Source organism: Christiangramia sediminicola (assembly GCF_031344135.1).
Lineage (GTDB): Bacteria > Bacteroidota > Bacteroidia > Flavobacteriales > Flavobacteriaceae > Christiangramia > Christiangramia sediminicola.
Genome location: NZ_JAVJIU010000001.1, coordinates 68694 through 92696 on the forward strand (window position 1 = coordinate 68694; position 24003 = coordinate 92696).

Here is a 24003-nt window from a genome sequence, read left to right on the forward strand (position 1 = left end):
AAAATGATCATGAAAAAACTATTTATATATCTAAGCGTTATTATAGCGTTTTCCGCGTGTACTTCAGATCTAGACCTTTCTCCATTAGATTCTCAGAGTGAATTAACCTATTGGGATACTGAAGAGGACGCTAGAATTTTTCTGAATTCAATTTATGCAGATATTGAAAATGCTGAACGTTACCTTTATTACAGCACAATGTCTGATGATGCCTACACCAGGGTGGAGGCTTACAGAAATATTGCCAGCGGTAGTTATGGTCCTACCAATGGAGTGGTGACGGGAGTGTGGTCCTCCAGGTATGAAGCTATTAGACGAGCGAACATATTCTTTAATAACATAAATGATGTCACAGAAATTTCAGAAGAAACCAGGGCAGAATATATAGCCCAGGCTCGATTTATTCGTGCATGGCATTATTTTATCCTGATTGAATTATATGGAGATGTTCCGTTTGTTACTGATGAAATTAGTATTGAAGAATCTTTAGAATTGGAGCGTACTAATAGAGATACGATTCTTTCCTTCATTTATGATGAACTTGAAGCTGCAATTTCAGACTTGCCGGAATCATATTCATCAGATCAAAATGGTAGAATTACAAGAGGTGCAGCCATTGCTTTCAAATCTCGCGTGCACTTATATAATGCAGATTACACAAACGCCGCGGAACTATCAAGCCAGTTAATTGGAAATTATAGTCTTTTTCCAAATTATGGCGATCTTTTTAAAATTGATAATGAAACTGCAGACGAGATTATATTGAGTTTGCAATATATACCAACGTTCAGGGAACACAATATTCAGTATTCCTTAATTCCTCCAAGTCTAGGTGGTTATGCGAACTTTTCACCGCTTCAGGAACTAGTAGACAGCTATCCAACAATTAATGGTTACGATATTGACGATCCTTTGGCAAATTTCGATCCTGCGAACCCATATCAGAACCGAGATCCGCGTCTTACAGCCTCTATTATTTATGATGAATATGTGATGAAAGATTTTCAGGGAAATGATATTATAATTGATACATCACCCGGAGCTGCACCAGATGGGTTGAATTACTCTTCAAATACAACTCCTACAGGATATTATGTACATAAATTTTTCGATCCTACTGCACGTAACCAAACAAACTCAGGTTTAAATCTCATTCTTATAAGATATGCTGAAGTACTGCTGAACTATGCGGAAGCTAAGATCGAGATGGGTTCATTTACTCAAACCGATTGGAATACGACAATTAGAGCCCTACGTAGCAGAGCAGGTTTACAGGGGCAGGCGCTAGAATATCCAGGAGATGATCAAGGTATGTTACGTTCTATAGTTCGTAACGAAAGAAGAATAGAATTAGCCTTTGAAGCAGGACATCGCTTTTTCGATATCCGCAGATGGAGAATTGCAGAAGATGTTTTAAATGGCTGGACTCATGGAATCCAAACAAATGAGAGCATGGAGGATGATGGTTATATTAGGGTGAGTTTTAGAACTTTTGATCCTGCAAAGCATTATTTATGGCCTATTCCACAAAGTGAAATTGACATTAATGATAATTTAACTCAAAACCCAAACTGGTAATGAAAACAATATTTAAAAGTTTGATGATGCTGATGATTCTTTCAGTATCATTCATTTCCTGCGATAGTGAGGAATATGAATTGGATCCTGAAATTGTGGAGATGGGAAATTTGGAATCTCCTTCAAATAATGAATCAATATCCATAAATACAGAGAGCGGAAGCAATATTATTTTTTCCTGGTCTCCCGCACAATCTGCAGATGGTGGCGCGATCTCTTATATGATCAAATTTGATGAAGAAGGGGGAGACTTTTCAGATCCGCTTTACACATCTGTTTCAGATAATGGGGGTGGAGCTACCAAATTTACGATGAGCCCTTCCAGACTAAACGTTATTGCTGCCCAGGCGGGTATTCCGCAATTGGAGACAGGGAATATTATCTGGACGGTGGAAGCTACAAGCAGCTATTTTAGAGAAAATTTTCCTGGTAGTTCTACCGTAAGCTTAACGCGTCCGGAAGGTCTGGCAATTTTCCCTGATTTTATGTATATCTATGGTTCTGCTACTGAGGCATCATCTATTAACAATGCTGTGGCATTCAAAGAGATTTCTAATCAATTGCCTAGCGATAACATTGAACCTGGTGTTTTTGAGTCTATTACTAAACTTACTCCTGGTGAATTTTATATTGTGAATGGCAGAGATGAAAGTTCAGAAGATTTTACTTCTTATTATGTGAACGAGGAAGGTAAAATTCGTGCTGGTGATCAGGCAACTGCTTTCGATATGGAAGAGGCAGTATATCGCATAAGAATGGATCTTGCCAAGGCAACCATTACTTACACAAAAGTATCTAACCTAAGGCTTTACATTATGGCAAACGACATCACCAAAGCAGAACTTGAATACGTAGGAGATCATACTTTTGAAGCTACAGGAGCTTACTTTGATTTCTTGGTGCCGGGCGCGCCAGAAGCACCATCCTGGTTAGGTTGGGAAGAAGAACGTTATCGTTTCAAATTCCAATTAGGAGACGATCAAACATCTTACTTGGGAAGTTACCACAATGATGCATTAAATGGTTCATTAGTTCCAGGATTGGATGGCTATAATGGTAGACCAGATGGAGGAGAACCAGATTACTATAACAACGTTTATTTCTTAGGACCTGAGGCAAGTTACTGGCAGGGAGCGTATAAATTTCCTTCGTCTTACAATGGTGCCACTTTTACTGTACGTGTAGTGTTTGATCCAATGGCAGCTCATTACTATCACGAATTAATTCTAGAATAATCAATATGAAATCAAAACTGATGATACAATCTAAAATTTTAATACTCTGGACGGTTTCATTTTTAATGGCTATGGGATGCAGTAGTGATCCTTCCGTTGAAGATCAAATGGAAACCCCTACGGAAGGCCAGAACCCGAAACCTGAAGAACCTTCAGAAACTCTGAGCTATAAGGAAAAGGCTAAAGAAACCTATGATATGATTCAGGAGTTATATGCGAAAGGGTCATTGTACAAAGAAAATTATCCAGAGCAGAGTGGTGAAAGAGAATATAGTTATCTATGGCCTTATGTAGGAATGCTTACTGCCGGAAACGTATTGTATGAACTTGGTTATGACCAGTCAATACTGGATAAGGAATTCTCCGGTTTAGAAGCTTATTATGATGACAGGAGCAATTTACCTACTTATCAGGCATACCCGGTTTCTGGAGGTTCCACAGATCATTATTATGATGATAGCGCCATAGTTGCTATGGAACTGATCGATGCTTATGAAAATACGGGAGATAATTTTTACCTGGAAAGAGCAAAATCTGTTACTGAATTTATCATGTCTGGCGAAGATTCTAGATTGGGTGGTGGTTTATACTGGTTCGAAGGAGAATCTGAAAATTGTACCAGTGGGCCGAATTGCATGAAAGCTGCTAATACCTCGGCATATGCTGCATTTGTGACTAGTAAAATGTATCAAATCACTAACAATACGCAGTATCTTACTTTTGCTAAAAGAGTTTATGAGTGGAATTATGAAACACTACGTGATCCTTCAGATAATTTATATTGGAATGATATAAATATTGGAACCGAGCAGATAAATACCACAAAATGGACTTATAACGCTGCATTGATGATCATGTCAGGAATAAATTTATATGAAATAACAGACGATCAGAAATTCTTGAATCAATCCATAGAGACCGCTCGATCTGCTTATTCAAAATTCACCAAAGTAGTTAATGGAAGAATATTTTATCAAACCAATGATCCCTGGTTTAATGTTGAATTACTGGATGCTTTTATCCAACTTTCAGAATATGACGATAAGTCTAATGATTATGTAGCAGTATTCAAAGACAATGTAGATTACGCGTGGGAAAATGCACGTAATTCAAACGGTCAGTTTTACGAAGATTGGTCTGGAAACAGTCAGGGTCGATATTTTTGGCTATTACATCAGGCGGCTTTAATAGAAGCTTATGGAAGAATAGCTTTGTACGAACAAAGTTAATTTGCAATACGCAAGATCAAAGAATTTGGTCTTGAAAACTTAAAGAATCAATTTTATAAATGGCAGAACTAATCCCAGATCAGGTTTCTAAAACTTATATTATTAAGATTACAACCGTGGCAGCTCTTGGCGGATTGTTATTTGGTTATGATACTGCTGTTATAGCCGGAGCGATAGGATTTCTTCAGGAAAAATTTGAATTATCTCCTGTGCTTGTTGGCTGGGCAGCAAGCAGTGCCATTTGGGGGTGCGTTGCCGGAGCTATGGTTGCCGGGTATGCAAGTGATAAATGGGGTCGAAAAAAGGTTTTAATTTTCACGGCTCTTTTATTCTTCATATCGGCTTTAGGTTCCGCAATCGCTAATGATCTTACTCCATTTGTTTTAGCCCGTTTTATTGGAGGTTTAGGGGTGAGAGCCGCCTCTATGCTCTCGCCGCTATACATTTCTGAAGTTGCTCCCGCGAAGATTCGGGGAACTTTGGTGAGCGTCTATCAATTGGCGATCGTTCTGGGGATAAATATAATTTACATAGTAAATTATTGGATTTCAGGATATGGAACTGCAGATTGGAATATAAACTATGGCTGGAGATATATGTTAGGTTCTGAAACCATTCCTGCCATCATCTTTTTTGCTCTATTGTTTACCGTTCCTGAAAGCCCAAGATGGTTATTAAAAAAGGGAAAAGATCTGGTTGCTCGTGATATTCTGAAAAAGGTGAATGGAAAACAAGCTTCAGAAATTGAAACTGAGATCAAATCTACTTTGAATGAGGAGAAAGGAAGTTTAAAAGAACTATTTGGGAAACGATACCGCATGGCTTTAACCATTGGTGTAGTGCTGGCTTTATTTTCGCAAATTACCGGTATTAACGCCGTAATTTATTTTGCTCCGGAAATTTTTAAAAGTATAGGCATCGGAGTAGAATCAGCGCTTTCCCAAACTATTTTAATCGGACTCATTAATACAATATTCACTTTTGTTGCTTTAGGTTTAATAGACAATGCAGGCCGGAGAAATTTACTTTTAGTTGGAGTAAGTGGTATGATAGTTTGTTTACTGGGTACCGGCCTGTGTTTCTATTTTGAAATTTTTGAAGGTCCCTGGCTATTGTTATTTATCCTGGGTTTCATTGCAAGTTTTGCTTCTTCATTAGGGCCAATACCATGGGTTCTCATTTCAGAAATCTTTCCAACAAAGACAAGAGGCATAGCCATGTCGGTTTGTACGCTAATTCTTTGGCTCGGGGTAATATTAATAACCCAGTTAACTCCTGTTCTATTAGACCAGATTGGAGGCGCTGGTACCTTCTTCATTTTTATGGTAAATGCCTTGATTCTATTGGTCTTCACTTGGAAGTTCGTGCCGGAAACAAAGCAAAAGAGTCTTGAAGAAATTGAAAAAGGCTGGAGAGAAAATGATCTTATAAAAATGGAAAATAGATAATTTGTGAAAGAGGTTTTTTTGGGATTAGATATGGGCGGAACCCAGATCAAATTAGGTCTGGTGGATAGAGAAGGTAATTTAATGGAGACAGAAATGTTTCCGGCTAAGTCAGATCTAACTATACAGGATCGGCTTGATGAGTTAGTAAGCGATATAGATCTAAAAATTGCAAACTATAAATTGCTGGGAATTGGTATTGCTTTTCCTGGTATCGTGGATAATCAGAAAAACAAAATTGTATCCAAATATGTCAAGTATACCGATGCTCATAAAGCAGATCTAAATTCCTGGGCCGGGAGTCACTGGAATGTGCCGGTAACTTTGGAGAATGATGCCAGAGCGGCGCTAATTGGAGAATGGCAATATGGTTCCGGAAAGGGAAGTAATAATATTGTCATGGTAACGCTGGGGACCGGGATGGGTTCGGCAGTATTGATTGAAGGTAAACTTTTACGTGGTAGAAATTTTCTTGCAGGAAATCTGGGCGGACATATGAGTATAAATTTTGAAGGAGATGAGTGTAATTGCGGAAACGTAGGCTGTGTAGAAACTGCCGCTTCCACCTGGGCACTGCCAAAAAATCTTAGAAAGATCGAAAATTACGAAAAAAGCGAGCTTTCTAAAATGTCATCATTCGAATACAAAGACATTTTCGAATTAGCTTCTAAAGGCGATATCGCTGCAGAAAAATTAAAAAGTAAAAGTCTGGAGGCCTGGTCTTCAGGAATAATTAATCTTTTACATGCCTACGATCCTGAACTATTGATTATTGGAGGAGGAATAATGAAAAGCAAAAATGAGATTATTCCTTTTTTCGAAAAAAGAATAAATGAAAGATCATGGCTGCCCAAAGATTCAATTAGAATTGAAACGGCCAATCAAACAAAATATGCAGGAATCTTAGGTGTCTGCTATTTATCAAAAATATAAATTTACTATGAAATCTAACTACGATAAAAATCCCAGCATACGGGTTAGCGAAAATGACGGAGAGTGCATTTCGGGATGGGAAAACATAGCAAAAAGCTTAAATGAGCGTATTGATCAGGAAGCTTCTTCTGTAATTGCGATTGAAACCTACCAGGGAGTCGATGATGATGAGGTTATAAAAGCATTGGAACAATTATTACCCGCACATCAATTTTACAGCACTTCAAAAGCTTTTAAAGAAGTAAGTGCTATTGAAAAAATGGTTTACCCTTTCGTAACCGATGATCGTGTTTTTGGATATATGACCGACCTGAAAATGGAGGATTTTTTGGATAAGGATAGATTTACACAGCTTAAAAAGCAAACCCAGAAAGAAGATAAAGTTTTGAAGATCGTCTACGGGCCTGCCGCAACACTTGTTTCAGATCCAGACCTGGTGATCTATATAGATATGGCTCGCTGGGAGATCCAGCAGCGTATGCGTGATAAAGAGGTGAATAACTTAGGGGTTGAAAATAAAGATGCAGAAGCTGCATTGCTTTATAAACAATCATATTTTGTAGACTGGAGGGTGCTGGATCAGCATAAACTCTCCCTCTTCGATAAGGTTGATTATTTCATTGACGGAAATAAAAAGAGCAATCCTAAAATGATTACCGGCGATTCTTTAAATGCGGGATTGAAGAAAGCGAACAGCCAGCCTTTTCGCGTTGTGCCATTTTTTGATCCTGGTGTTTGGGGTGGTCAATGGCTTAAGGAAGTGGTAGATCTGGACCGGTCTGCAATAAATTACGCCTGGGGATTTGATTGCGTTCCAGAAGAGAACAGCATTCTGCTGGCCTATGGTTCCGAAGTTTTTGAAACTCCTGCTGTCAACCTGGTACTGAGAGAGCCTAAGGATCTTTTAGGGCAGGAAGTATACAATAAGTTTGGAGCAGAATTTCCTATTCGTTTTGATTTTCTAGATACCATGGATGGAGGGAATTTAAGTTTGCAGGTCCATCCCGATAAGAAATATATTAAAGAGAAATTCGGAATGACCTACACCCAGGATGAAAGCTATTATATTCTGGATGCTAAAGAGGGCGCTCATGTATATCTTGGCCTTAGCGAAGATATCGAGCCAGAGAAAATGGTTTCCGAGTTGAAAGACGCCCAGGAAAATGGGAGCACTTTTGAGGCTGAAAAACATGTTGCTAAATGGCCGGTGAAAAAACACGATCATGTACTGATTCCCGCCGGAACAGTTCATTGTTCAGGTAAAGACAGTATGGTTCTGGAAATAAGCGCCACTCCATATATTTTCACCTTTAAGTTGTACGACTGGGGTCGCCTGGGAATGGATAATAAGCCAAGGCCCATTAATATAGGTCACGGTGAAAAAGTGATTCAGTGGGACCGAACCAGGGATTGGACAGGAGAAAATCTGGTGAATAATATTGAAAAAGTTGAAGAAGGAGATTCCTGGGTTGAAGAGCGAACAGGTCTGTATGAAACTAATTTTATTGAGACCAGAAGACATTGGTTTACAGGTAAAGTAACTCATACCACCGGTGGAGGTGTTAACGTATTGAATCTAGTGGAAGGTAGTGAAGTTATTGTCGAAAGTCCTACAGATTCCTTCCCGCCATTTATAGTGCATTATGCGGAAACCTTTATTATTCCTGCTGCAGTAGGCGAGTACACTATTCGTCCTCACGGAGAATCTGAAGGGCAGAAATGCGGAACGGTAAAAGCTTATGTTAGAAATTAAAGATTATTGCTCTTAGGAAAGCAATATATTTTCAATTATTTGAATAAATATGATATCCGAAAAATTTGAATCTTACGGAATAAAATTTCAGCCAATTCTCAAAGATAAGATCTGGGGAGGCTCCAAGCTAAAAACGATCCTAGGAAAACCTGCTTCTCCAAATGCCGGAGAAAGTTGGGAAATTTCGACAGTAAACGGTGAAATAAGTGTAATAGAAAATGGTCCCTATTCAGGTGTTAAATTCGACGATTTAATTGCAAAATTTCAGTCTGAAATTCTTGGCAAAATGGTTGTTGAGAAATTCGGGGGAAAATTTCCGCTTTTATTCAAATATATAGATGCCGCACAAAATTTATCTGTTCAGGTTCATCCAGGAGATGAAATGGCGAAAAAGTTCCATAATTCCTATGGAAAAACAGAGATGTGGTATATCATTCAGGCAGATGAAAAAGCTGAAATTAATGTAGGCTGGAAAAATGAAATCACCCCAGAGCAGTACGAGGAAGTTTTACAGAATGGAACTATTGCTGAACATTTGAATTTCATCAAAGTTTCTGAAGGGGATTCTTTCTTTATAAAAGCTGGAAAAGTCCACGCGATTGGAGCGGGGGTATTACTTGCAGAAATTCAGCAGACCTCTGATGTTACGTATAGAGTTTATGATTGGGATCGGGTAGACGATAAAGGAAACGGAAGGGAATTGCATATCGATAAAGCCCGTGATGCCATGAATTTTAAAGTTCTGGACGATCATTCTGTTAAGTATAAATCAAAAATCAATGAATCTTCTAAATTGGTTGATTGTGAATATTTTACGACTAATTTTATAGCAGTTCAGGGATCTATGCAAAAAGACTATTCATCCATGGATTCTTTTGTGGTATATATGTGTGTGAAGGGTGAAGTAAAAATTTCGGTTGATGGAGCAGATGAAAACCTTGAGTATGGACAAACAATTCTTATTCCAGCAGCCGCTAAAGTTGTTGAATTAAAGAGTGAATCTGCAGATATTCTAGAGGTTTCCATATCTGGGAATTAAGATCAGCTATAAATTCAGTTTTGTCGAAAAAATTAAAATAACAGTTTAATTAATTTACTTCCGCAATTCCTATCTTCCAAAATCTATAATATTTCACGCTAATCCAGACTGCATAAACCGCTGGGCTTTTTATAAGTCTTTCTTATCGCTATTTTTATTTTCGGTTTAAAGTATTTCAGTTTTAAAAGCGCCAGCTTTAAAAATGGAATAACAAGAGGATGACACGCTGCTAGATACTATGATTGGTAAAGCCTTTAAAAGCAAATGTCCTTATTCCAAGTCTTCTATTTATTTGTGCTGGTAACCTATGTGTCCATATTTCCTAATTAGCAAAAAGGGGAATAGTAAGAAGTCGGCATTGATCGCTTTATGTAGTGAGCCTCTATAATAGGCATTTGCAATCGCCAAATCAGAAACTTTTTATCAGGAAAATTATATATAGAAATTAGCTTAAAAAGACTTGGATTTTACCTTAGTTCTTTTTTGTAGAGCGTATTTATGTTCCGAAATTTTTTTGGATATATTGCTCAACTTTACTTTTCCGGAGAAACTCCGAATAATCTTCTATACTTAAAATATCTTGCACAGTTTTTTCTGGATCTTGAATTTGTTCGTAGTAAGCTTTACAAATGATATATCCCATCCAATATCCTGCATTTCTTGGTCGTTCTTCACTTTCTTGTTGCCATGATCTCCAAATACTTTTGTTCTTTTCTTTTTTGAAATCATTCCAAATCTCCATTTCTCTGCCTTTGAATTTTGAATAATCAGCATCAGTTTCTCCGCCTATTAATTCAGCTATAAATTCGGCTGAACCTTCTCGGATACTTTTCCAAAGTAGCGTGTTACCATCTTTCATTTTATCTTGATTAAAATGGATTATTTCGTGGCTTACAGTAATTGGAATATGTTTTCTTTCCAGGGTAATTCTTAGAATATCTTCATTCCAATTTACAGTATCTGAATCTGGAGTTTTAGCAAGCATTTCTGTACCGATTAATAATCCCTCATTAGAAATAGTTCCATTGGATTGAAATTTTCCAACTAAGAAATAAACATCTGGGAATCTAGCTTGTGGATATAGATTTTCAAATTCTTGAAAGTTGCTGTCAATCTGATTTCCTAAATCATTTAAATTGGAAATATCTTTTTTTATGGATTGATAATAATCCTCGAAAGCAAGAACGAATTCTGTGAATTTTTCTTTTGATTGGATTTTCGTTTTGTAGAAATCATTTAATCCTGGAGAACCTTTTTTGAAATAATATTTATTAAATAAGCTTTCAGCGTTTGCCGAATCTTTTGTAGCTAAATCAAATGCTTGATAAAAGTTTTCAATATCTGAAGTTATAATGTTTGATTCTTTTGGGTTCTCAGAAGTTTCTAACCTAGAATTGAATATTGAACAGGATTGAACTAAAATTAATAATAGAAGTAATAAACTTAGTTTTTTCTTGTTCTTTTTCTGCAAAATTATCTTGTTTTAAATATGCTTTACAACGGTCTCGGTTATCGCCAATTGGCGGAATAGGAGACGCGGATTTGTCGGCTTAGTATTTTGTTGTTTGTCAAGTTAATTATTTTCTTACTAACGATGTCGCTTATTAACTATGGAACGTTGCTTAAACAAGTTTTTGTTTAGATTCTAAAATGAGAACTTCAGGCTGGCCAGAATTTGTGATGGGCGAAGCCTGTAAGTATTCTGAATATAGCTGAAATCTGATGAGGAAACATTTATATATTGCTCAGTATTCAAAATATTATTCCAGCTTACATTAAGGTCGATTCCAGATTTTCCAAAAGTATATTGATAGCCAAGATTAAGGAAATAATTTTCATCAACTTCTGTTATAGAATTCCCATAGTATTCTCCAGCAATATCTAGATATTGGTTGTCAGCGAGAAAAATGTAAAAACTCAAAAAATGCTGATGATTTTTAATTTGCTGAAATTTCGTATTATCAAGGGCTGTTCCATAGAAGTTGAAACTCCCATCATAGTTCGCACTAAGCCATTCGAAAATTTCAGAATCAATAGATAATTCAGCTTTTAAATTCTGGTTCTCAACTTCAGTAACAATTTCATTCAAAATACGTTCTGCCGAAATCAGTGAATAGGAGCCGTTGATTTTCAGGGTACTTTTAAGATCAGAAACGTACTTGCTCGCCGTTAAAGAAAGATTATGGGAATTTGAAAAATTATCCTGTGCTATCGAATTTAAAATTATACTTCCGTTATCAGCAATAGTACTGGAAAAGAGCAAATTGCTTCTCGTTTTGCTAAAACGATAGGATAGCGTAGCAAACAGTTGTGAAAGAGGTTTGCGAAAAGAGAGGCTATAGCTGTAATTCTGGCTCTGTCTTTCTGAAATTGGAGCGTCATATCTCTGTATGTTTCGGTAATTACTGATTATATACCCAGGATATATCCTGTTTATTTCTCCAAAATTATAATTCAGGTTTCCGGAAATACTGGTTTCCCAACTTGCCGAAAGTTTTTTACTTAGGTATAAAGAAGGTTCAAAAAGCAAACGTTCTACGGATTCACGGTCATTTCCGTATTCTTCGACTTTTATATTTTTAAACGTGAGTGGTGTACTTAATCGGAGATTCCAAATTTCATCCTCGGTTTTGAACCTTATTGCATTCTTGAAATACACTTCATTGTTGAATAGATCAAGCTGATTTCTAAAATTTGAATCCTCCAGAATTCCGTTCGTTCTGATGCGACTGTTTAATTGTTGATTTTGAAAAGAAAACCCGATTTTAGGTGTTATGGTAAATTGACCTAAAGCTTTGGTGAAACCTGCTGAATTATCTGTAAAGAATTCACTCGAATTGACCAGCTGATTTAATTGGTCGTAATTTTCGTTATTATTTAAAATATCTGGGAATTGTCCGGGGTTCACCACCAGTTCTTCTTCAGTTTGCTTAAAACCGGTATTAGAATTGAAGGTGATTAATTGCTTCCCGATAGGTTTTAATAGATCAAGGGTATTTTTTATTGCTTTAAATGGAGAGTTTACGCGTTGGAAAACTGTATTCTCGAGGTTCTGTAAATTCCCTCTTTCTGAATTCCAGAATCCTTTAAATTCCAATTGATTTTTCAGATAATCCTTTTCCACGTTCTTTTCTAAAGTAAGTTTCCCTGTAAGTTTATTAATGTAAAAGTTGTTTCTGGTAACTTCTGAAATGGCTATAGTATCGTTTGGAGTGAAATAGCTGGTTTGCCTGCTGCCTTCCTGTAATTGTGAATCGTTAAGATAGGAGATATTCGTTTTAAGCTGATAATCTTTTCCAATTCTCGTAAGGAAATTTACAGATCCCAGGTGAGCGTTATTGTCCAGCCACCGTTCTTCAGAAAAAGGTGGTTCAGGAATATTGAGTAAGGAGACCCAGTTCTGCTGGTCGATTGTATAACTCGAACCAAAGCTATTAAATGAAAAATCGTTGATTTCCCGGGATAGATCATTTCCAGTATTGTTAGCCTGATAGGTAATAATCGCCTGTTGGTCCTTGGTGAAAATCATTGGTGTGACTTTAGCTTTCCAAAGCAATGGAGAAGCTCCCAGGCCTGCTTCTGCAGTTCCACTTAACGTGACATCTTTTTTAAGTTTAATATTCAGGGATGCTCGTTCTGAGAATTCAAGGGAATCAAGCACTTTGATTGGCTGATGGTTCTCCAGAATTTCAACTTTTGAAACCGCATCGACGTTCAAATTTTCATTCGCTAGATTATATCGACCTTCAAGAAGATCCAGACCTTCGATATAATATTTCTGAATAGGCTCTCCCTGATACTCTATCTGTCCGTTTGGCATGATCTCAATTCCAGGAATTTTTTTTAGGACATCAGCAATTACCCGATCTTCTTTTCCTTTGAAAGCATCTACTGAAAAACTTAAAGTATCACCGCGTTGCTCCAGCATTTTTGACTCCACGATGACTTCCCTTAGCGATTCGGAAGAAGGCTTTAAATTTACCTGAAGATGTTGATTCTCATTTTTTATTATTTTCTTGAAAGGCTCATAACCTATATAAGATATTTTCAGAATTAAAGAATCGCCTTCAGAATTGACATTTAAGCTGAAGTCCCCCGAATTTTCAGAAATAGCATAAGCAAGCACCGAGGCCGTACTGTCTTTTTTTACAATGACAGTTGCCCCATTAAGACTTTTGGCATTTTCGTCAATTATTTTCCCAGTAATCTTAGTTTGTGCGTGTACTGTAAGCAAAACGAAAAGTAGATGAATGAAAACGAGTAGTGATTTTAATCTCATTCATTTTCCAGTTCAAGCGGATTATTTTCATTCTCCAGCATTTTTCCAAATGCCTCGATATATTTCTTATGAATTTCAGGACTTATCTTGACATTTGGATTGTCAACATAACCAAAAGGATCACTTCGATAGGTTTTCCATACGTCCATTAATTTTTCTTCACTGGTATTAATGTACTGTGCAAAATTGATTTTATATTTTTTTGACGGATTTAAATTTTCTAAGCTTACAAATTGAAAATTCCATTCTTCTTCACTGTCTGCAATTTCTAAAATTAAACCCGGCAAGCCATTGAATTTGTAAGGTCCTTCAGATATTGGGATTTCAGGAGCGAACCAGGCAGTATAGTTTCTACCTTTGAAAGAAGTCGTCGCTTTTTGACATTCATATCCTTTAATACTCTTAGTATCCGCAGAAATCTTCCATTCAAAAAGATCAATATTCTGTTCATATAAAAACCAGTCACCTGCAATATTCTGGGTATAATATATTTTATTTTTCTCCCTGTTTTTTATGAGCTCATATTGAAACTGAGACACCGCAGATCTGGACGTATGACCAGAATTTCCTCTAACCACAATGGGATTAGCGAGCGATTTTGCCCGGCTCGTGAAAAGCGAAAGCTCGTCTCCGGTATATAAAATCATAAATTCTGATTCCGGTTTTTCAAAATTAGTAGAATCCAGTACGTAGGTGAGCTTATAGATAATTTTATGGTCCAGATTATCTTTAAACTTCTGGGCCTTCAAATCTAAATTTGAAGCAATAGAGAAGAACAATAGTATAAGATATCGCTTCATGGTTATATTTTTTCTAGTGGATTGTTTTCAGCCTCTATTTTTTTTAAATGTTCTTTATGTAGTTTTTCTCTTTGCCCAGGTTCAAACTTAAAAGTAATTCCATTTTGTTCCACAGCAGTAATTGGATCACGCTTATAATTTTCTTTGGCTTTCCGCAGTTCTTTTCGGGATACTTTCTGAAATTTTTCCGCTTCAAAATCAATACTGCGAGGTTTATTTAAAATTTTGAACTCTAACAATGAAAAGGAATAGTGTTTTTTCTCATCGGCAATTTCAAGTATTAAACCCGGAAGACCATTGAACTTATAAGGGCCTTCTGAAATTGGAATGTCTGAAGTAAACCATGCCGTGTAATTACGGCCTCTGAAACTTGTAGTTGCTTTTTGAACAATATAACCGGCAATTCGTTTGGATTCAGATAGAATTTGCCAGCTCATCAGGTTTTTTTCTTCTGCAAAACGATATGTATCCTTCACAATCTTTTCTGCATAAGTAATCTTTCCTGAAGGTATGCCTTTATATATTTTGTAATTAAATTCAGTTTGTGGAACCTGTTTTTGAAGTCTTGCGAATGCACCCATACTTCTATTAGATCGATCTATATTCTGCATTAAAGAATCCTTAATAACAATGCCTTCACTGGAAAATAATGAATATTTTCCCCCTATGTAAAGTCTAAGTCGCTCTGTTTTTTTCCAATCCTTATTTGTTGAGTCTGGTTGATGAGTAAGTTCATAAACAGCAAGATATTTAGCTTTATCCTGAAAATTTTGAGAATGAACAAAGTATGTCAAGAAGAGTAGAAATAATAGTAAATAGTTTTTCATGGGTTATTTCAATTCTATTGTATTATTGAATTTGGCAAGTTTTTCTTTGCGTTCTTTTAAATATTGTTGCTTGCTTCGTCCATCATTGATGGTAATCGTAATTTTAGCTCCACCATTTCCAACATAATTATTCATATACCCTATTGGATCTTCCTGATATTTTCTCTGAATATCATTCAATTTAATTTTGGTGGTCTCCTGAAATTCCTGCGGTAAAATAGCCAGCGGTAATTTTGGTGAAACCTTTTCAAAACCGATAAATTCAAAATTATAGTGGTTTCTACTGTCTTTAATTTCAAGAATCAAACCTGGAAGTCCGGAAAACTTATAAGGCCCGTCAGGTATTGGAATTTCGGAAGTAAACCAGGCGGTGTAATCTCTTCCGGCAAAATTACGAGTTGCTTTTTGAGTTTTATACCCAGAAATCATTTTAGATTCATCCTGAATGATCCAGTTGGATAAAACTAACGGCTCGGAATAAAAAAGCTTATCGTCCATGATTGCGATACTATGATAAACCTTGTCCTTTTTACGGTCTTTGTAAATTTTAAAATTGAAATCCGTCTTAGTTTTAGAAAGATTCTGTTTCCACGGGTCACTGCCAATGGAGGCTAAATTTGAATTTATATCCAGAGAATCTTTCATTGCTCTGGGCTTACTTAAAAAAAGGGAAGATTGATCGCCTATAAATAACCACATTATTTCATCTTGTCTGGAATCTATATTCATTGAATCCTTTTGATAAGTGAATTTATAAGTCGCTTTAAAACCTATCGAATCTTTGAAATTCTGACTGTTCCCAATGAGTCCGGAAATTAGGAAAAAAATGAAAATTGATTTTTTCATGAAAAGTAATTTGATGAGATAGCAAGATGGCGTTTTAAAACCATAATAACAAAGAAACAACTATAAAAGTAGTTACTTAACGATAATTTTAGTTAGTAATAATTTGTTAAAAAGGTCTCTTTTAAAGTCAGTTGGCGGAGTAGGAGACGCGGATTTGTCGGGTTAGTATTGGTTCGTTGATCAAGTTAATTATTTTAAAAAGCTAAAAAAAGAAAATTAAAGGAAGATGATTGGAGTTAATTAAAGTGAAAGCCCTAAATTCAGTATCCTTGAGGTACTTTTGGTTCCCTATGTTTTTGGTTTGATTCCCACTTATAAGTACTTAAAAAACCCCGTATTCATCACGGGGTTTTTTCATTTTTATACCTTATAGTTATATTACTAGACACCATTAATTCTACAAATTGTATTTTTTGAATACCAATTTTTAATCTCTAAAAACTTGGTATTTAATCAATAATAAAATAGATTACATTTAGCGAATATTTCATCACAATCACTTTTGCTACTTCAAGTATATGATAGACAATTCTGAAAGATCAGAAAATAGAAATGAGTTAAGTCAGGAAACAGAGAATCTTGCCCAAACTTTAGCAGACACTATTCAGGAACCAATCCTGGTCCTTGGGAAGAAATTTGAATTTCTGAATGCAAATCCCGGACTCCTTAATCTTTTTGAAGTTGCTGATAAATCGAAACTTAGAGAAAAATTAGATACTGAAAATACCTTTTTTCAAACTTTAAAAAGGGATCTTGAGAAACATGGAAGACTGACCGCTCAGGAATTTAATTCGAAAATCCTTAACACCGATAATAGAAAAGTTCTGGTGAATGCCAGTATTCTGGAAAATTCGGGTCTGGTCCTTATTTCATTCAAGGTCGAAAAAGTAGGGAAGGACGATAAGCTGGAGAATTTCAATGAGATCTTTTCACAGGCACCTGCGATGATCTGTATTTTGAGAGGTCCAGAGCATATTTTTGATAGAGCAAACGAAAATTATTTCCAGTTAGTTGGTCATAGGGATATTATTGGGAAGACTGTAAACGAGGCTTTGCCAGAGTTAGAAGGGCAGGGATTTTTCGAAATGCTGGATGGAGTTTATAATTCCGGAGAAGCATTTATTGGCAATGAAGTTCCGGTAAAACTGGATGCTGGCGAAGGGAAGATGAAAAATTCATTTATAGATTTCGTTTACCAGCCTATTCTGGATTCAACAGGAAAGGTGAATGGAATATTTGTACACGCCGTAGATATTACTGAAAAAGTAACCGCAAAGTTAAAGCTGGAGCAAAGTGAAAATGAATTAAGGTATCTTATTGATACTGTTCCTGCTATTATCTGGATCACTGGCGCAGATGGTCAGAATCAATATCTGAATAAAAATTGGTACGAGTTTACAGGCCAGAATTATGAAAGCGCTAAGAATTTTGGATGGCTGGATGCTGTTCATCCTGAGGATAGAAAGAGAGTAGAGAAAAGTTTCCTGAGAGCGAATAACGAGCGGGATGAATTTTATGAAAGTTTCCGACTTCGAAACAAAGAAGGGGAATATAGATGGGTGCTGGATTCCGGAAGTCCTAAATATAATTCTGAAGGTGAATTTGAAGGAATGATCGGTACCGTGATAGATGTTCATGACGAAAAGCTCAAAGAACAGCTGATTCGAGAAAAAGAACACAGAATCAGGTCTATTATAGAAGAAGCAAATGTCGCAACAGCCCTGTATACCGGGAAGGAAATGAAAATTGAAATGGCCAATGACGCCATGATTAATTTATGGGGTAAAGATGAATCTGTAATAGGAACCACTTTACACCAGGCTTTACCAGAACTTGAGGGTCAGCCATTTCATGACCTGTTACAAGAAGTTTTCACAACAGGTAAAACGTATTGGGGTAAGGAAGATCCGGTAGACTTGGTTATAGATAACAAGCTGCAAACAGGATATTTCAATTTTACTTATAAAGCACTTCGTGACGAAAATGGGGAAATCTACGGGATATTAAATATGGCCATAGATGTTTCTGAAATGGTTAGATCTAAGGAGCTAATAAAGGACAGCGAGGCAAAATATCGTCAGATGGCAGATCTAATGCCAGAGAAGGTTTTAAACATTAATGCCAACGGAAAAGTGATCTATTTCAACCAGGGCTGGATGGATTATACCGGTTTGAATAAGGAAGAATTTGAAAATAAAGGACTTGATAGTTTAATTCATCCATCCGAAAGGGAAGAATTTGAAAAAAACTGGAGACACTCTCTTCAAACCGGCAGCGATTTTGAAATGGAGGTGCGTTACCTTAATAAAAAAGGTAAATACAAATGGCATTTGAACAGGGCTGAAGCGATCTTCGATGAACATGGGAATATTCAAATCTGGATCTGTACCGCGACTGAGATTCAGAAGATCAAGGCGGAAGAAAAAAGAAAGGAAGATTTCCTGAAGCTGGTAAGTCATGAGCTTAAAACGCCAGTTACATCTATTAAAGGTTATGTACAGCTTCTTTTAAGCTTACTTAAAAAGAAAGAAGGCATGCCTCTATCGGCTATTCCATTTGAAACTTCATTGGAAAGAATAGATCAACAAATCGTAAGATTAACCAGGCTGATCTCTGAAATGCTTGATCTTTCCAGGATAGAAAAGAATAAGCTGGTTTTACAAAAAGAAACTTTCAGCATCAATGAACTTGTAAATGATACCATTCAGGATATTAACTACACGAACACGAATTACAATATAATTCTGGAAGATGATTATCAGTGTGATATACATGCAGATAAGGATAGAATTGGACAGGTGCTGATCAACCTAGTTACCAACGCGATCAAATATTCACCAATTAATCAGGATATTCTGGTTAGCGTTAAAAAAGCTGGAAAGAATAAAGTCGCGGTTAGCGTACAGGATTCTGGGATTGGAATAGACAAAGAAAATCTGAAGAAAATCTTTAAAAGGTTCTACAGGATTGATTTTAAAAATGAGGATACATATTCCGGGTTCGGGATAGGACTTTACCTGGCGAATGAGATCATGAAAAGACATAACGGGAAGATAATTGTGGAAAGTGAAAAAGGAAAAGGTTCCTTATTTACATTTATTGTAGATACTGCTGTAAAAGATCAAAATACCTAGATATGTCTTTAAAACACAGAATTCTTGTAATAGATGATGATCTTGGGATCGGGGATATGATGAAACTCATTCTAGAGTTTAATGAGTATAGTGTGATCGTTTCGGAAAAGGCAGATGAAACCGAAAATTTTATAATTGAAAATGATATAGAGGTCGTCATTCTTGATATGCTTATTTCGGGAGTTAACGGAACCGAGGTTTGCAAAAGGATCAGAAATAATGCAGACACTAAAATCTCTGAAATACCAATTTTAATGATGTCGGCGCTGCACGATGCGGTTACAAAATGCAAGCAGGCTGGAGCGAACGATTTTATTGCCAAACCTTTTGATATGGATCACTTGATCCAAAAAGTGAATTTCCTGGTGAAATCATAAAAACTTCTTACCAGGCGTAAGGATTAGGTAAATTAAAGACCAATGAAAGGCCAGCAGCAATGCCGGCTTTTTAAATTTAAGATTATGCCTCAAAATAGATCTATAGATTATTCTGTTCTGGAACTAGCCGTGGTGGGACAGGATATTCCGCATCATAAAGTATTTGAAAATAGTGTTGAATTGGCCAGGTTGGCAGAAGACCTGGGTTATAAAAGGTTCTGGTTGGCAGAGCATCATAATATGGTGAGTATTGCCAGCACAGCAACAACCGTTTTAATGAGCCATATCGCGTCAAAAACTGACCATATCAGGATCGGCTCCGGAGGGATCATGTTGCCTAATCACTCGCCTTTAATCGTTGCTGAACAATTTGGTACCCTAGGCTCTCTATATCCAGATAGAATAGATATGGGATTGGGCAGAGCTCCGGGGACAGATCAGGTTACTGCTCATGCTATAAGAAGTGATAGAATGAATTCTGTTTTTAAATTTCCTCATGAAATAGATGAAATTCAGAAGTATTTCAGGAATGATAAGGCAACTACAAAGGTTAGAGCGACTGTTGCTGAAGGTGTAAAAATTCCAATGTATATTCTTGGCTCTAGCACCGATAGCGCTCATGTAGCAGCTCAAAAAGGACTTCCATATGTATTTGCCAGTCATTTTGCACCAGCGCAATTATTCCAGGCTATGGAGATCTATTACAGGGAATTTCAGCCTTCCGAATACCTGGATGAACCTTATTCTATAGCGGGAATTAATGTAGTGGCTTCAGACTCCATGGAGGAGGCAGAGAAGATATCCACAAGTTCCTTAAGAATGATGGTTGGTGTGCTTACCGGTAATCTTGATTATCTTCAAAAACCGGAAGAAATGACAGCAGAACTACGTGAGGTTCGGGAAAATCCTGCTTTACAACGTATGTTGCAATATGCTTTTGTTGGGGACAAGGCTCATGTAAAGGATAAAACTGAAGATTTTCTAAAACAAACCGGAGTAGATGAGGTGATCGTGGCCTCGCATATTTACCACCAGGAAGATAGGCTGAAATCTTTTAGGATATTTTCAGAAATTATGGAAGAAATCAATCAGCCGACTGAAGCAAATATTAAACTTCCTTAAATTATTATAAAAACACTTAAATATTAGCCTGTCAACCTCTATATAATTCAGTTTTTGAAGGAAATAAATTAACTTCAAAAGAAAAATTATGGAAGAGATCGTAAAAATCAAATCTGTTGGGAATGTTACCCACGATGTAAAACAGTTTATAGTTGAAAAACCCTCGGGCTATGAATTCAAACCTGGCCAGGCTACAGAAGTATCGATTAATAAAGAGGAATGGAAAGATGAAAAACGTCCCTTCACTTTTACCAGTTTAAATGAATCTGAAGACCTTGAATTTACTATTAAGATTTATCCAGATCATGACGGGGTAACAGAGCAATTGGGGAAATTACAACCGGGAGATGAATTGATCGTAAGAGATACCTGGGGAGCAATAGAATATAAAGGCCCAGGATATATTCTGGCCGGAGGTGCAGGAATAACCCCCTACATTGCTATTCTGAGAGACTTGGACAAGAAAAATGAGGTAAAAGGAAACCATTTATTTTTTGCAAATAAGACCGATAAAGATATTATTCTGAAGAATGAACTGGATAGTATTATGGGGAACGACGCGACTTATGTAATTACAGATCAGGACGACACTGCTTATACTAAAGCATATTTAGATGAAGACTTTCTGAAAAAAAATATTAAGGATTTTAATAAGAGATTTTATGTTTGTGGTCCTCCGGAAATGACCGAGGAAATAAGTAAAACTTTGAAGAAGTTAGGCGCGAATCCAGATTCGGTTCAACTTGATGACCAGTAAGAAATTGAATAGCCGGAAATTTTCCGGCTATTTTTTAGATCTTATTCCATTCCCAAAGGCCGTATTTCAGTTCTTTAGGAAGTTTAAAACCGCTAAGTTTTAATGTGAGTAGAATATTTCCGCGATGATGAGCTTCGTGATGTATGAAATATCCCAGTAAGGGTATTAATCCACGTTTAAAACCTTTCACCTCTCCATCATTCTCAATTGCTTTTTTTATAATTTCAGCAATAAGATTTGCAGTTTCAGTATGGCATTCTTTCAGCATAGAAATGCTTTTACTGTCTGCAGCTTTAATTGTATTTAAATGTGCAACCAGCTTCTTGTCAAATTTCTCGAGTTTCCAGTATCGAACATTATAGATATGAGCCAATTGATGGCCAATAGTTCCGCCACCACGTTTGGAAGTAGTAAAGTTTAGACTCTCTTCTGAAAGCGAATCCAGCAATAATAAATTCGTGCGGTGGTTGATGAACCATGTCTCGAGAATCTGATCTTCAATAGCACTCATCTAATTATTTCTCAGATTCAGCATACTTCTTGAAATTGTTGAGAATTGCCTGCCAGCCGTCTTTCTGCATTTCTTTAGAGTTATTTTCTTCAGCTTCAAAGATCTCCTTTACTTTAGTAGTTTCGTCATCTTCTGAAAAATGGATATTGGCCATTCTTCCATCATCTAATTTGTAAACCAATTTCTCTTTCGGCTTTATTTCTTCATAGATTCCTGAAAAATCGAAACTGAAACTCCCGTCTTTGGCTTCCATTCTATAAACAAATTTTCCACCTTCTTTCAAGTCATTTTCAGCAGAAGGACATAACCAATCCTCAGATGCAAAATTCCACTTTGTGATATGTTCAGGTTTTGTCCAGAACTCCCAAACTTTATCAAGATTTTTCTTTATCTCTACTTCGACCTCAATCTTTTTTTCTTCATTCATAATGCAAATTTTAATTACAGTTGTACTAAAATATTCAATTTTAGTGAATTATTTTCCGCGCTTCAAATCGTGCATTTTCGCAATATCTTAATCTCGTATCTTATGAGCGCGTAAATTTTTTGATAAGTGCTTTATGATGAGGGAACTTATTTAGTAATTCCTGTCTTGAGGGCAGTTCAAAATCTTCAAAACTAAAGCCCGGAGAGACGGTGCAACCAACTAGTGCATATGAATCCGGATCTTTGATTTTAGCTGCAAACCAAGCGCCAGCCGGAACTACCAGTTGAGGTGATTCATCCCTGGCAAGATTATTACCAATTAGATGGTGATGATGTTGACCTTCTTCGGTTATGGTATGTAATTCAATAGGTGAACCTTCATAAAAATGCCATATTTCATCCTGATTGATTCGGTGGAATGCCGAAAAATTTTCAGATGTCAGCAAAAAGTAGATACAGGTCGAGTGATTTCTTTTACTGGTATATTCAGGACCAAGATCAGCCGCTACGATTTCACCCTTACTTCGATAAGTTTCTCTGAAATATCCACCTTCAGGATGAGGTTTCAGGTCTAATTTATTGATGATCTGTTTTACTTTATTCATTGCTTTTAAGCTTTATGATGAATAAAGATAAAATTTTAGATTACCTGTTCGGTGAAAGCCCTAATAATCCCGCTTTAAAATGTTCCCAGTCGTTAATGATGGAGTAGGCAAAGAAAATGATCATGATAATGATGAAAATCTTGAAATAATCGCCCTTTGATAGTTTTGTGCTCATGTTTAGTTTATTTGATTGATGTAATGACCCTGATAGTCTGAGTATCTTCTAAAGTATCTACGATACGTATATTAATTTCATCATAGATCCATTTTTCACCACTTCTATGAGCGGTAATATCCATTTTGCCCTTTTCCTTTGTTCCTTTTATCTTTATGGTGCTCGTTACAGTCTTATGATCTTCAGAAAACTTCACTTCTCCATTTAAAATGGTCATTTTGCCGATGGGTTCTATACTGCCTAATTGTTCTTTTACCTGAACATCATCATTAGCTTTTTCAATTGCATTCTCATACAATTCCTCGTCTGCATATGCCTGTATAAGATCTGATGATACTTTTCCCATACCTGAAGATGATACAAGGTATGTGATTAAACCTACGGTAAATAATAGTGGCATTATCCATTTTATATTTCTGCCCATCCAATTTTTATTCATTTCATTTTGCATTAAGTGTATAAGATCGCCAGAATAAATGGAATGGTAACTGTTATAGATATAATCGCAGGTTTCACCCAACTCTTTTTTTCGAATTGGATATCCTTACCAAGATACCTGTTCCAGAAATATTCGTTCAGGATGATCGCGCCAAGAGCATTTAAAGGTAAAGTTAACTTTGTGGAGCTAATGGAGTTCAGGCTTAAGATCATGCCAATTGTATAGATGATGGCAAATATAAGCACTTGCATACGCCCTTTTTTCTCACCTTTATTTTTAAGGTTACTCATTAGAATTACCGCACCGAAAATGGTGGAAAATAAAATGGAGAAGATTGTAATCACTCTTTTAGAATACAATTCAGGCAGAATCTCAGCGATCTCATTATCACCGTCTTCCAGGTTATGCAAATTATCCTGATCTGAATTTTGGGGTCCCTCTTCCTTTAGATCTATTTTATAATTCAATATATTCTTCAATACGATATTTGTTT

At 36.4% G+C, this 24003-nt stretch carries 22 protein-coding genes; 11 read left to right on the forward strand and 11 right to left on the reverse strand.

Annotated elements, in window-relative coordinates:
• The first annotated feature begins 9 nt into the window (after positions 1-9).
• The 7 genes from RE431_RS00255 to RE431_RS00285 are packed head-to-tail and all read left to right on the forward strand — an operon-like array spanning position 10 to position 9212.
• The gene (locus RE431_RS00255) at positions 10-1578 is read left to right on the forward strand and encodes a RagB/SusD family nutrient uptake outer membrane protein (protein ID WP_309559952.1); all 1569 of its coding nucleotides are present in this window, start codon (positions 10-12) and stop codon (positions 1576-1578) included.
• Positions 1578-2813: a SusE domain-containing protein gene (locus RE431_RS00260; protein ID WP_309559953.1), complete on the forward strand. Its 1236-nt coding sequence runs from the start codon at positions 1578-1580 to the stop codon at positions 2811-2813. Before RE431_RS00255 ends, RE431_RS00260 begins: the two co-directional genes overlap by 1 nt.
• A gap of 20 nt (positions 2814-2833) precedes the next feature.
• Positions 2834-4042, forward strand: coding sequence for a glycoside hydrolase family 76 protein (locus RE431_RS00265; protein ID WP_309559954.1), 1209 nt, complete (start codon positions 2834-2836; stop codon positions 4040-4042).
• 59 nt (positions 4043-4101) lie between these two features.
• Positions 4102-5490, forward strand: a complete 1389-nt coding sequence (locus tag RE431_RS00270; RefSeq protein ID WP_309559955.1) for a sugar porter family MFS transporter — start codon at positions 4102-4104, stop codon at positions 5488-5490.
• Between the two features lie 3 nt (positions 5491-5493).
• Positions 5494-6420: an ROK family protein gene (locus RE431_RS00275; RefSeq protein WP_309559956.1), complete on the forward strand. Its 927-nt coding sequence runs from the start codon at positions 5494-5496 to the stop codon at positions 6418-6420.
• Positions 6421-6427: 7 nt separating this feature from the next.
• Positions 6428-8173, forward strand: a complete 1746-nt coding sequence (locus RE431_RS00280) for a type I phosphomannose isomerase catalytic subunit (RefSeq protein ID WP_309559957.1) — start codon at positions 6428-6430, stop codon at positions 8171-8173.
• 49 nt (positions 8174-8222) lie between these two features.
• Positions 8223-9212 carry a type I phosphomannose isomerase catalytic subunit gene (locus RE431_RS00285; RefSeq protein ID WP_309559958.1) on the forward strand — a complete coding sequence of 330 codons (990 nt, stop codon included), beginning with the start codon at positions 8223-8225 and terminating at the stop codon, positions 9210-9212.
• Positions 9213-9708: 496 nt separating this feature from the next.
• Here the strand turns inward: RE431_RS00285 and RE431_RS00290 are convergent, their stop codons facing one another.
• The 5 genes from RE431_RS00290 to RE431_RS00310 all read right to left on the reverse strand — a co-directional run bounded on the left by RE431_RS00290 (position 9709) and on the right by RE431_RS00310 (position 15964).
• On the reverse strand, positions 9709-10683 hold the full coding sequence (locus RE431_RS00290; protein ID WP_309559959.1) for a gliding motility protein GldB-related protein: 975 nt from the start codon (positions 10681-10683) through the stop codon (positions 9709-9711).
• A gap of 174 nt (positions 10684-10857) precedes the next feature.
• Positions 10858-13491, reverse strand: a complete 2634-nt coding sequence (locus RE431_RS00295; RefSeq protein ID WP_309559960.1) for a carboxypeptidase-like regulatory domain-containing protein — start codon at positions 13489-13491, stop codon at positions 10858-10860.
• The gene (locus RE431_RS00300) at positions 13488-14291 is read right to left on the reverse strand and encodes a GLPGLI family protein (protein ID WP_309559961.1); all 804 of its coding nucleotides are present in this window, start codon (positions 14289-14291) and stop codon (positions 13488-13490) included. The genes RE431_RS00295 and RE431_RS00300 overlap by 4 nt, the downstream gene beginning before the upstream one ends.
• A 2-nt stretch (positions 14292-14293) precedes the next feature.
• The gene (locus tag RE431_RS00305) at positions 14294-15118 is read right to left on the reverse strand and encodes a GLPGLI family protein (RefSeq protein ID WP_309559962.1); all 825 of its coding nucleotides are present in this window, start codon (positions 15116-15118) and stop codon (positions 14294-14296) included.
• 3 nt (positions 15119-15121) lie between these two features.
• Positions 15122-15964 carry a GLPGLI family protein gene (locus tag RE431_RS00310; RefSeq protein WP_309559963.1) on the reverse strand — a complete coding sequence of 281 codons (843 nt, stop codon included), beginning with the start codon at positions 15962-15964 and terminating at the stop codon, positions 15122-15124.
• A gap of 518 nt (positions 15965-16482) precedes the next feature.
• On the opposite strand from RE431_RS00310, the gene RE431_RS00315 reads away from it, so the two are divergent.
• From RE431_RS00315 to RE431_RS00330, 4 genes are all read left to right on the forward strand, one after another.
• On the forward strand, positions 16483-19098 hold the full coding sequence (locus tag RE431_RS00315) for a PAS domain S-box protein (RefSeq protein WP_309559964.1): 2616 nt from the start codon (positions 16483-16485) through the stop codon (positions 19096-19098).
• A 2-nt stretch (positions 19099-19100) separates the two neighbouring features.
• Positions 19101-19475, forward strand: a complete 375-nt coding sequence (locus tag RE431_RS00320; RefSeq protein WP_309559965.1) for a response regulator — start codon at positions 19101-19103, stop codon at positions 19473-19475.
• An 84-nt stretch (positions 19476-19559) separates the two neighbouring features.
• Positions 19560-20597, forward strand: coding sequence for an LLM class flavin-dependent oxidoreductase (locus tag RE431_RS00325; RefSeq protein ID WP_309559966.1), 1038 nt, complete (start codon positions 19560-19562; stop codon positions 20595-20597).
• Between the two features lie 88 nt (positions 20598-20685).
• Positions 20686-21354 carry an FAD-binding oxidoreductase gene (locus RE431_RS00330; protein ID WP_309559967.1) on the forward strand — a complete coding sequence of 223 codons (669 nt, stop codon included), beginning with the start codon at positions 20686-20688 and terminating at the stop codon, positions 21352-21354.
• A gap of 34 nt (positions 21355-21388) precedes the next feature.
• Here the strand turns inward: RE431_RS00330 and RE431_RS00335 are convergent, their stop codons facing one another.
• From RE431_RS00335 to RE431_RS00360, 6 genes are all read right to left on the reverse strand, one after another.
• Positions 21389-21865 carry a DinB family protein gene (locus RE431_RS00335; RefSeq protein ID WP_309559968.1) on the reverse strand — a complete coding sequence of 159 codons (477 nt, stop codon included), beginning with the start codon at positions 21863-21865 and terminating at the stop codon, positions 21389-21391.
• Between the two features lie 4 nt (positions 21866-21869).
• Positions 21870-22292 carry an SRPBCC family protein gene (locus tag RE431_RS00340; RefSeq protein WP_309559969.1) on the reverse strand — a complete coding sequence of 141 codons (423 nt, stop codon included), beginning with the start codon at positions 22290-22292 and terminating at the stop codon, positions 21870-21872.
• Between the two features lie 100 nt (positions 22293-22392).
• Complete coding sequence (locus tag RE431_RS00345; RefSeq protein ID WP_309559970.1) at positions 22393-22896, reverse strand: cupin domain-containing protein; 504 nt, start codon at positions 22894-22896, stop codon at positions 22393-22395.
• A gap of 40 nt (positions 22897-22936) precedes the next feature.
• The gene (locus tag RE431_RS00350) at positions 22937-23071 is read right to left on the reverse strand and encodes a hypothetical protein (protein WP_309559971.1); all 135 of its coding nucleotides are present in this window, start codon (positions 23069-23071) and stop codon (positions 22937-22939) included.
• Between the two features lie 7 nt (positions 23072-23078).
• The gene (locus tag RE431_RS00355) at positions 23079-23495 is read right to left on the reverse strand and encodes a cytochrome c oxidase assembly factor Coa1 family protein (protein ID WP_309559972.1); all 417 of its coding nucleotides are present in this window, start codon (positions 23493-23495) and stop codon (positions 23079-23081) included.
• Between the two features lie 26 nt (positions 23496-23521).
• On the reverse strand, positions 23522-23989 hold the full coding sequence (locus RE431_RS00360; RefSeq protein WP_309559973.1) for a hypothetical protein: 468 nt from the start codon (positions 23987-23989) through the stop codon (positions 23522-23524).
• Between the last annotated feature and the right edge of the window lie 14 nt (positions 23990-24003).

Excerpts from the sequence above, each read along its gene's own strand:
- RE431_RS00255 (WP_309559952.1), top strand. The coding sequence starts at position 10 with ATGAAAAAACTATTTATATATCTAAGCGTTATTATAGCGTTTTCCGCG.
- RE431_RS00260 (WP_309559953.1), top strand. The coding sequence starts at position 1,578 with ATGAAAACAATATTTAAAAGTTTGATGATGCTGATGATTCTTTCAGTA.
- RE431_RS00265 (WP_309559954.1), top strand. The coding sequence starts at position 2,834 with ATGATACAATCTAAAATTTTAATACTCTGGACGGTTTCATTTTTAATG.
- RE431_RS00270 (WP_309559955.1), top strand. The coding sequence starts at position 4,102 with ATGGCAGAACTAATCCCAGATCAGGTTTCTAAAACTTATATTATTAAG.
- RE431_RS00280 (WP_309559957.1), top strand. The coding sequence starts at position 6,428 with ATGAAATCTAACTACGATAAAAATCCCAGCATACGGGTTAGCGAAAAT.
- RE431_RS00285 (WP_309559958.1), top strand. The coding sequence starts at position 8,223 with ATGATATCCGAAAAATTTGAATCTTACGGAATAAAATTTCAGCCAATT.
- RE431_RS00295 (WP_309559960.1), bottom strand. The coding sequence starts at position 13,491 with ATGAGATTAAAATCACTACTCGTTTTCATTCATCTACTTTTCGTTTTG.
- RE431_RS00300 (WP_309559961.1), bottom strand. The coding sequence starts at position 14,291 with ATGAAGCGATATCTTATACTATTGTTCTTCTCTATTGCTTCAAATTTA.
- RE431_RS00305 (WP_309559962.1), bottom strand. The coding sequence starts at position 15,118 with ATGAAAAACTATTTACTATTATTTCTACTCTTCTTGACATACTTTGTT.
- RE431_RS00310 (WP_309559963.1), bottom strand. The coding sequence starts at position 15,964 with ATGAAAAAATCAATTTTCATTTTTTTCCTAATTTCCGGACTCATTGGG.
- RE431_RS00315 (WP_309559964.1), top strand. The coding sequence starts at position 16,483 with ATGATAGACAATTCTGAAAGATCAGAAAATAGAAATGAGTTAAGTCAG.
- RE431_RS00320 (WP_309559965.1), top strand. The coding sequence starts at position 19,101 with ATGTCTTTAAAACACAGAATTCTTGTAATAGATGATGATCTTGGGATC.
- RE431_RS00325 (WP_309559966.1), top strand. The coding sequence starts at position 19,560 with ATGCCTCAAAATAGATCTATAGATTATTCTGTTCTGGAACTAGCCGTG.
- RE431_RS00330 (WP_309559967.1), top strand. The coding sequence starts at position 20,686 with ATGGAAGAGATCGTAAAAATCAAATCTGTTGGGAATGTTACCCACGAT.
- RE431_RS00335 (WP_309559968.1), bottom strand. The coding sequence starts at position 21,865 with ATGAGTGCTATTGAAGATCAGATTCTCGAGACATGGTTCATCAACCAC.
- RE431_RS00340 (WP_309559969.1), bottom strand. The coding sequence starts at position 22,292 with ATGAATGAAGAAAAAAAGATTGAGGTCGAAGTAGAGATAAAGAAAAAT.
- RE431_RS00345 (WP_309559970.1), bottom strand. The coding sequence starts at position 22,896 with ATGAATAAAGTAAAACAGATCATCAATAAATTAGACCTGAAACCTCAT.
- RE431_RS00350 (WP_309559971.1), bottom strand. The coding sequence starts at position 23,071 with ATGAGCACAAAACTATCAAAGGGCGATTATTTCAAGATTTTCATCATT.
- RE431_RS00355 (WP_309559972.1), bottom strand. The coding sequence starts at position 23,495 with ATGGGCAGAAATATAAAATGGATAATGCCACTATTATTTACCGTAGGT.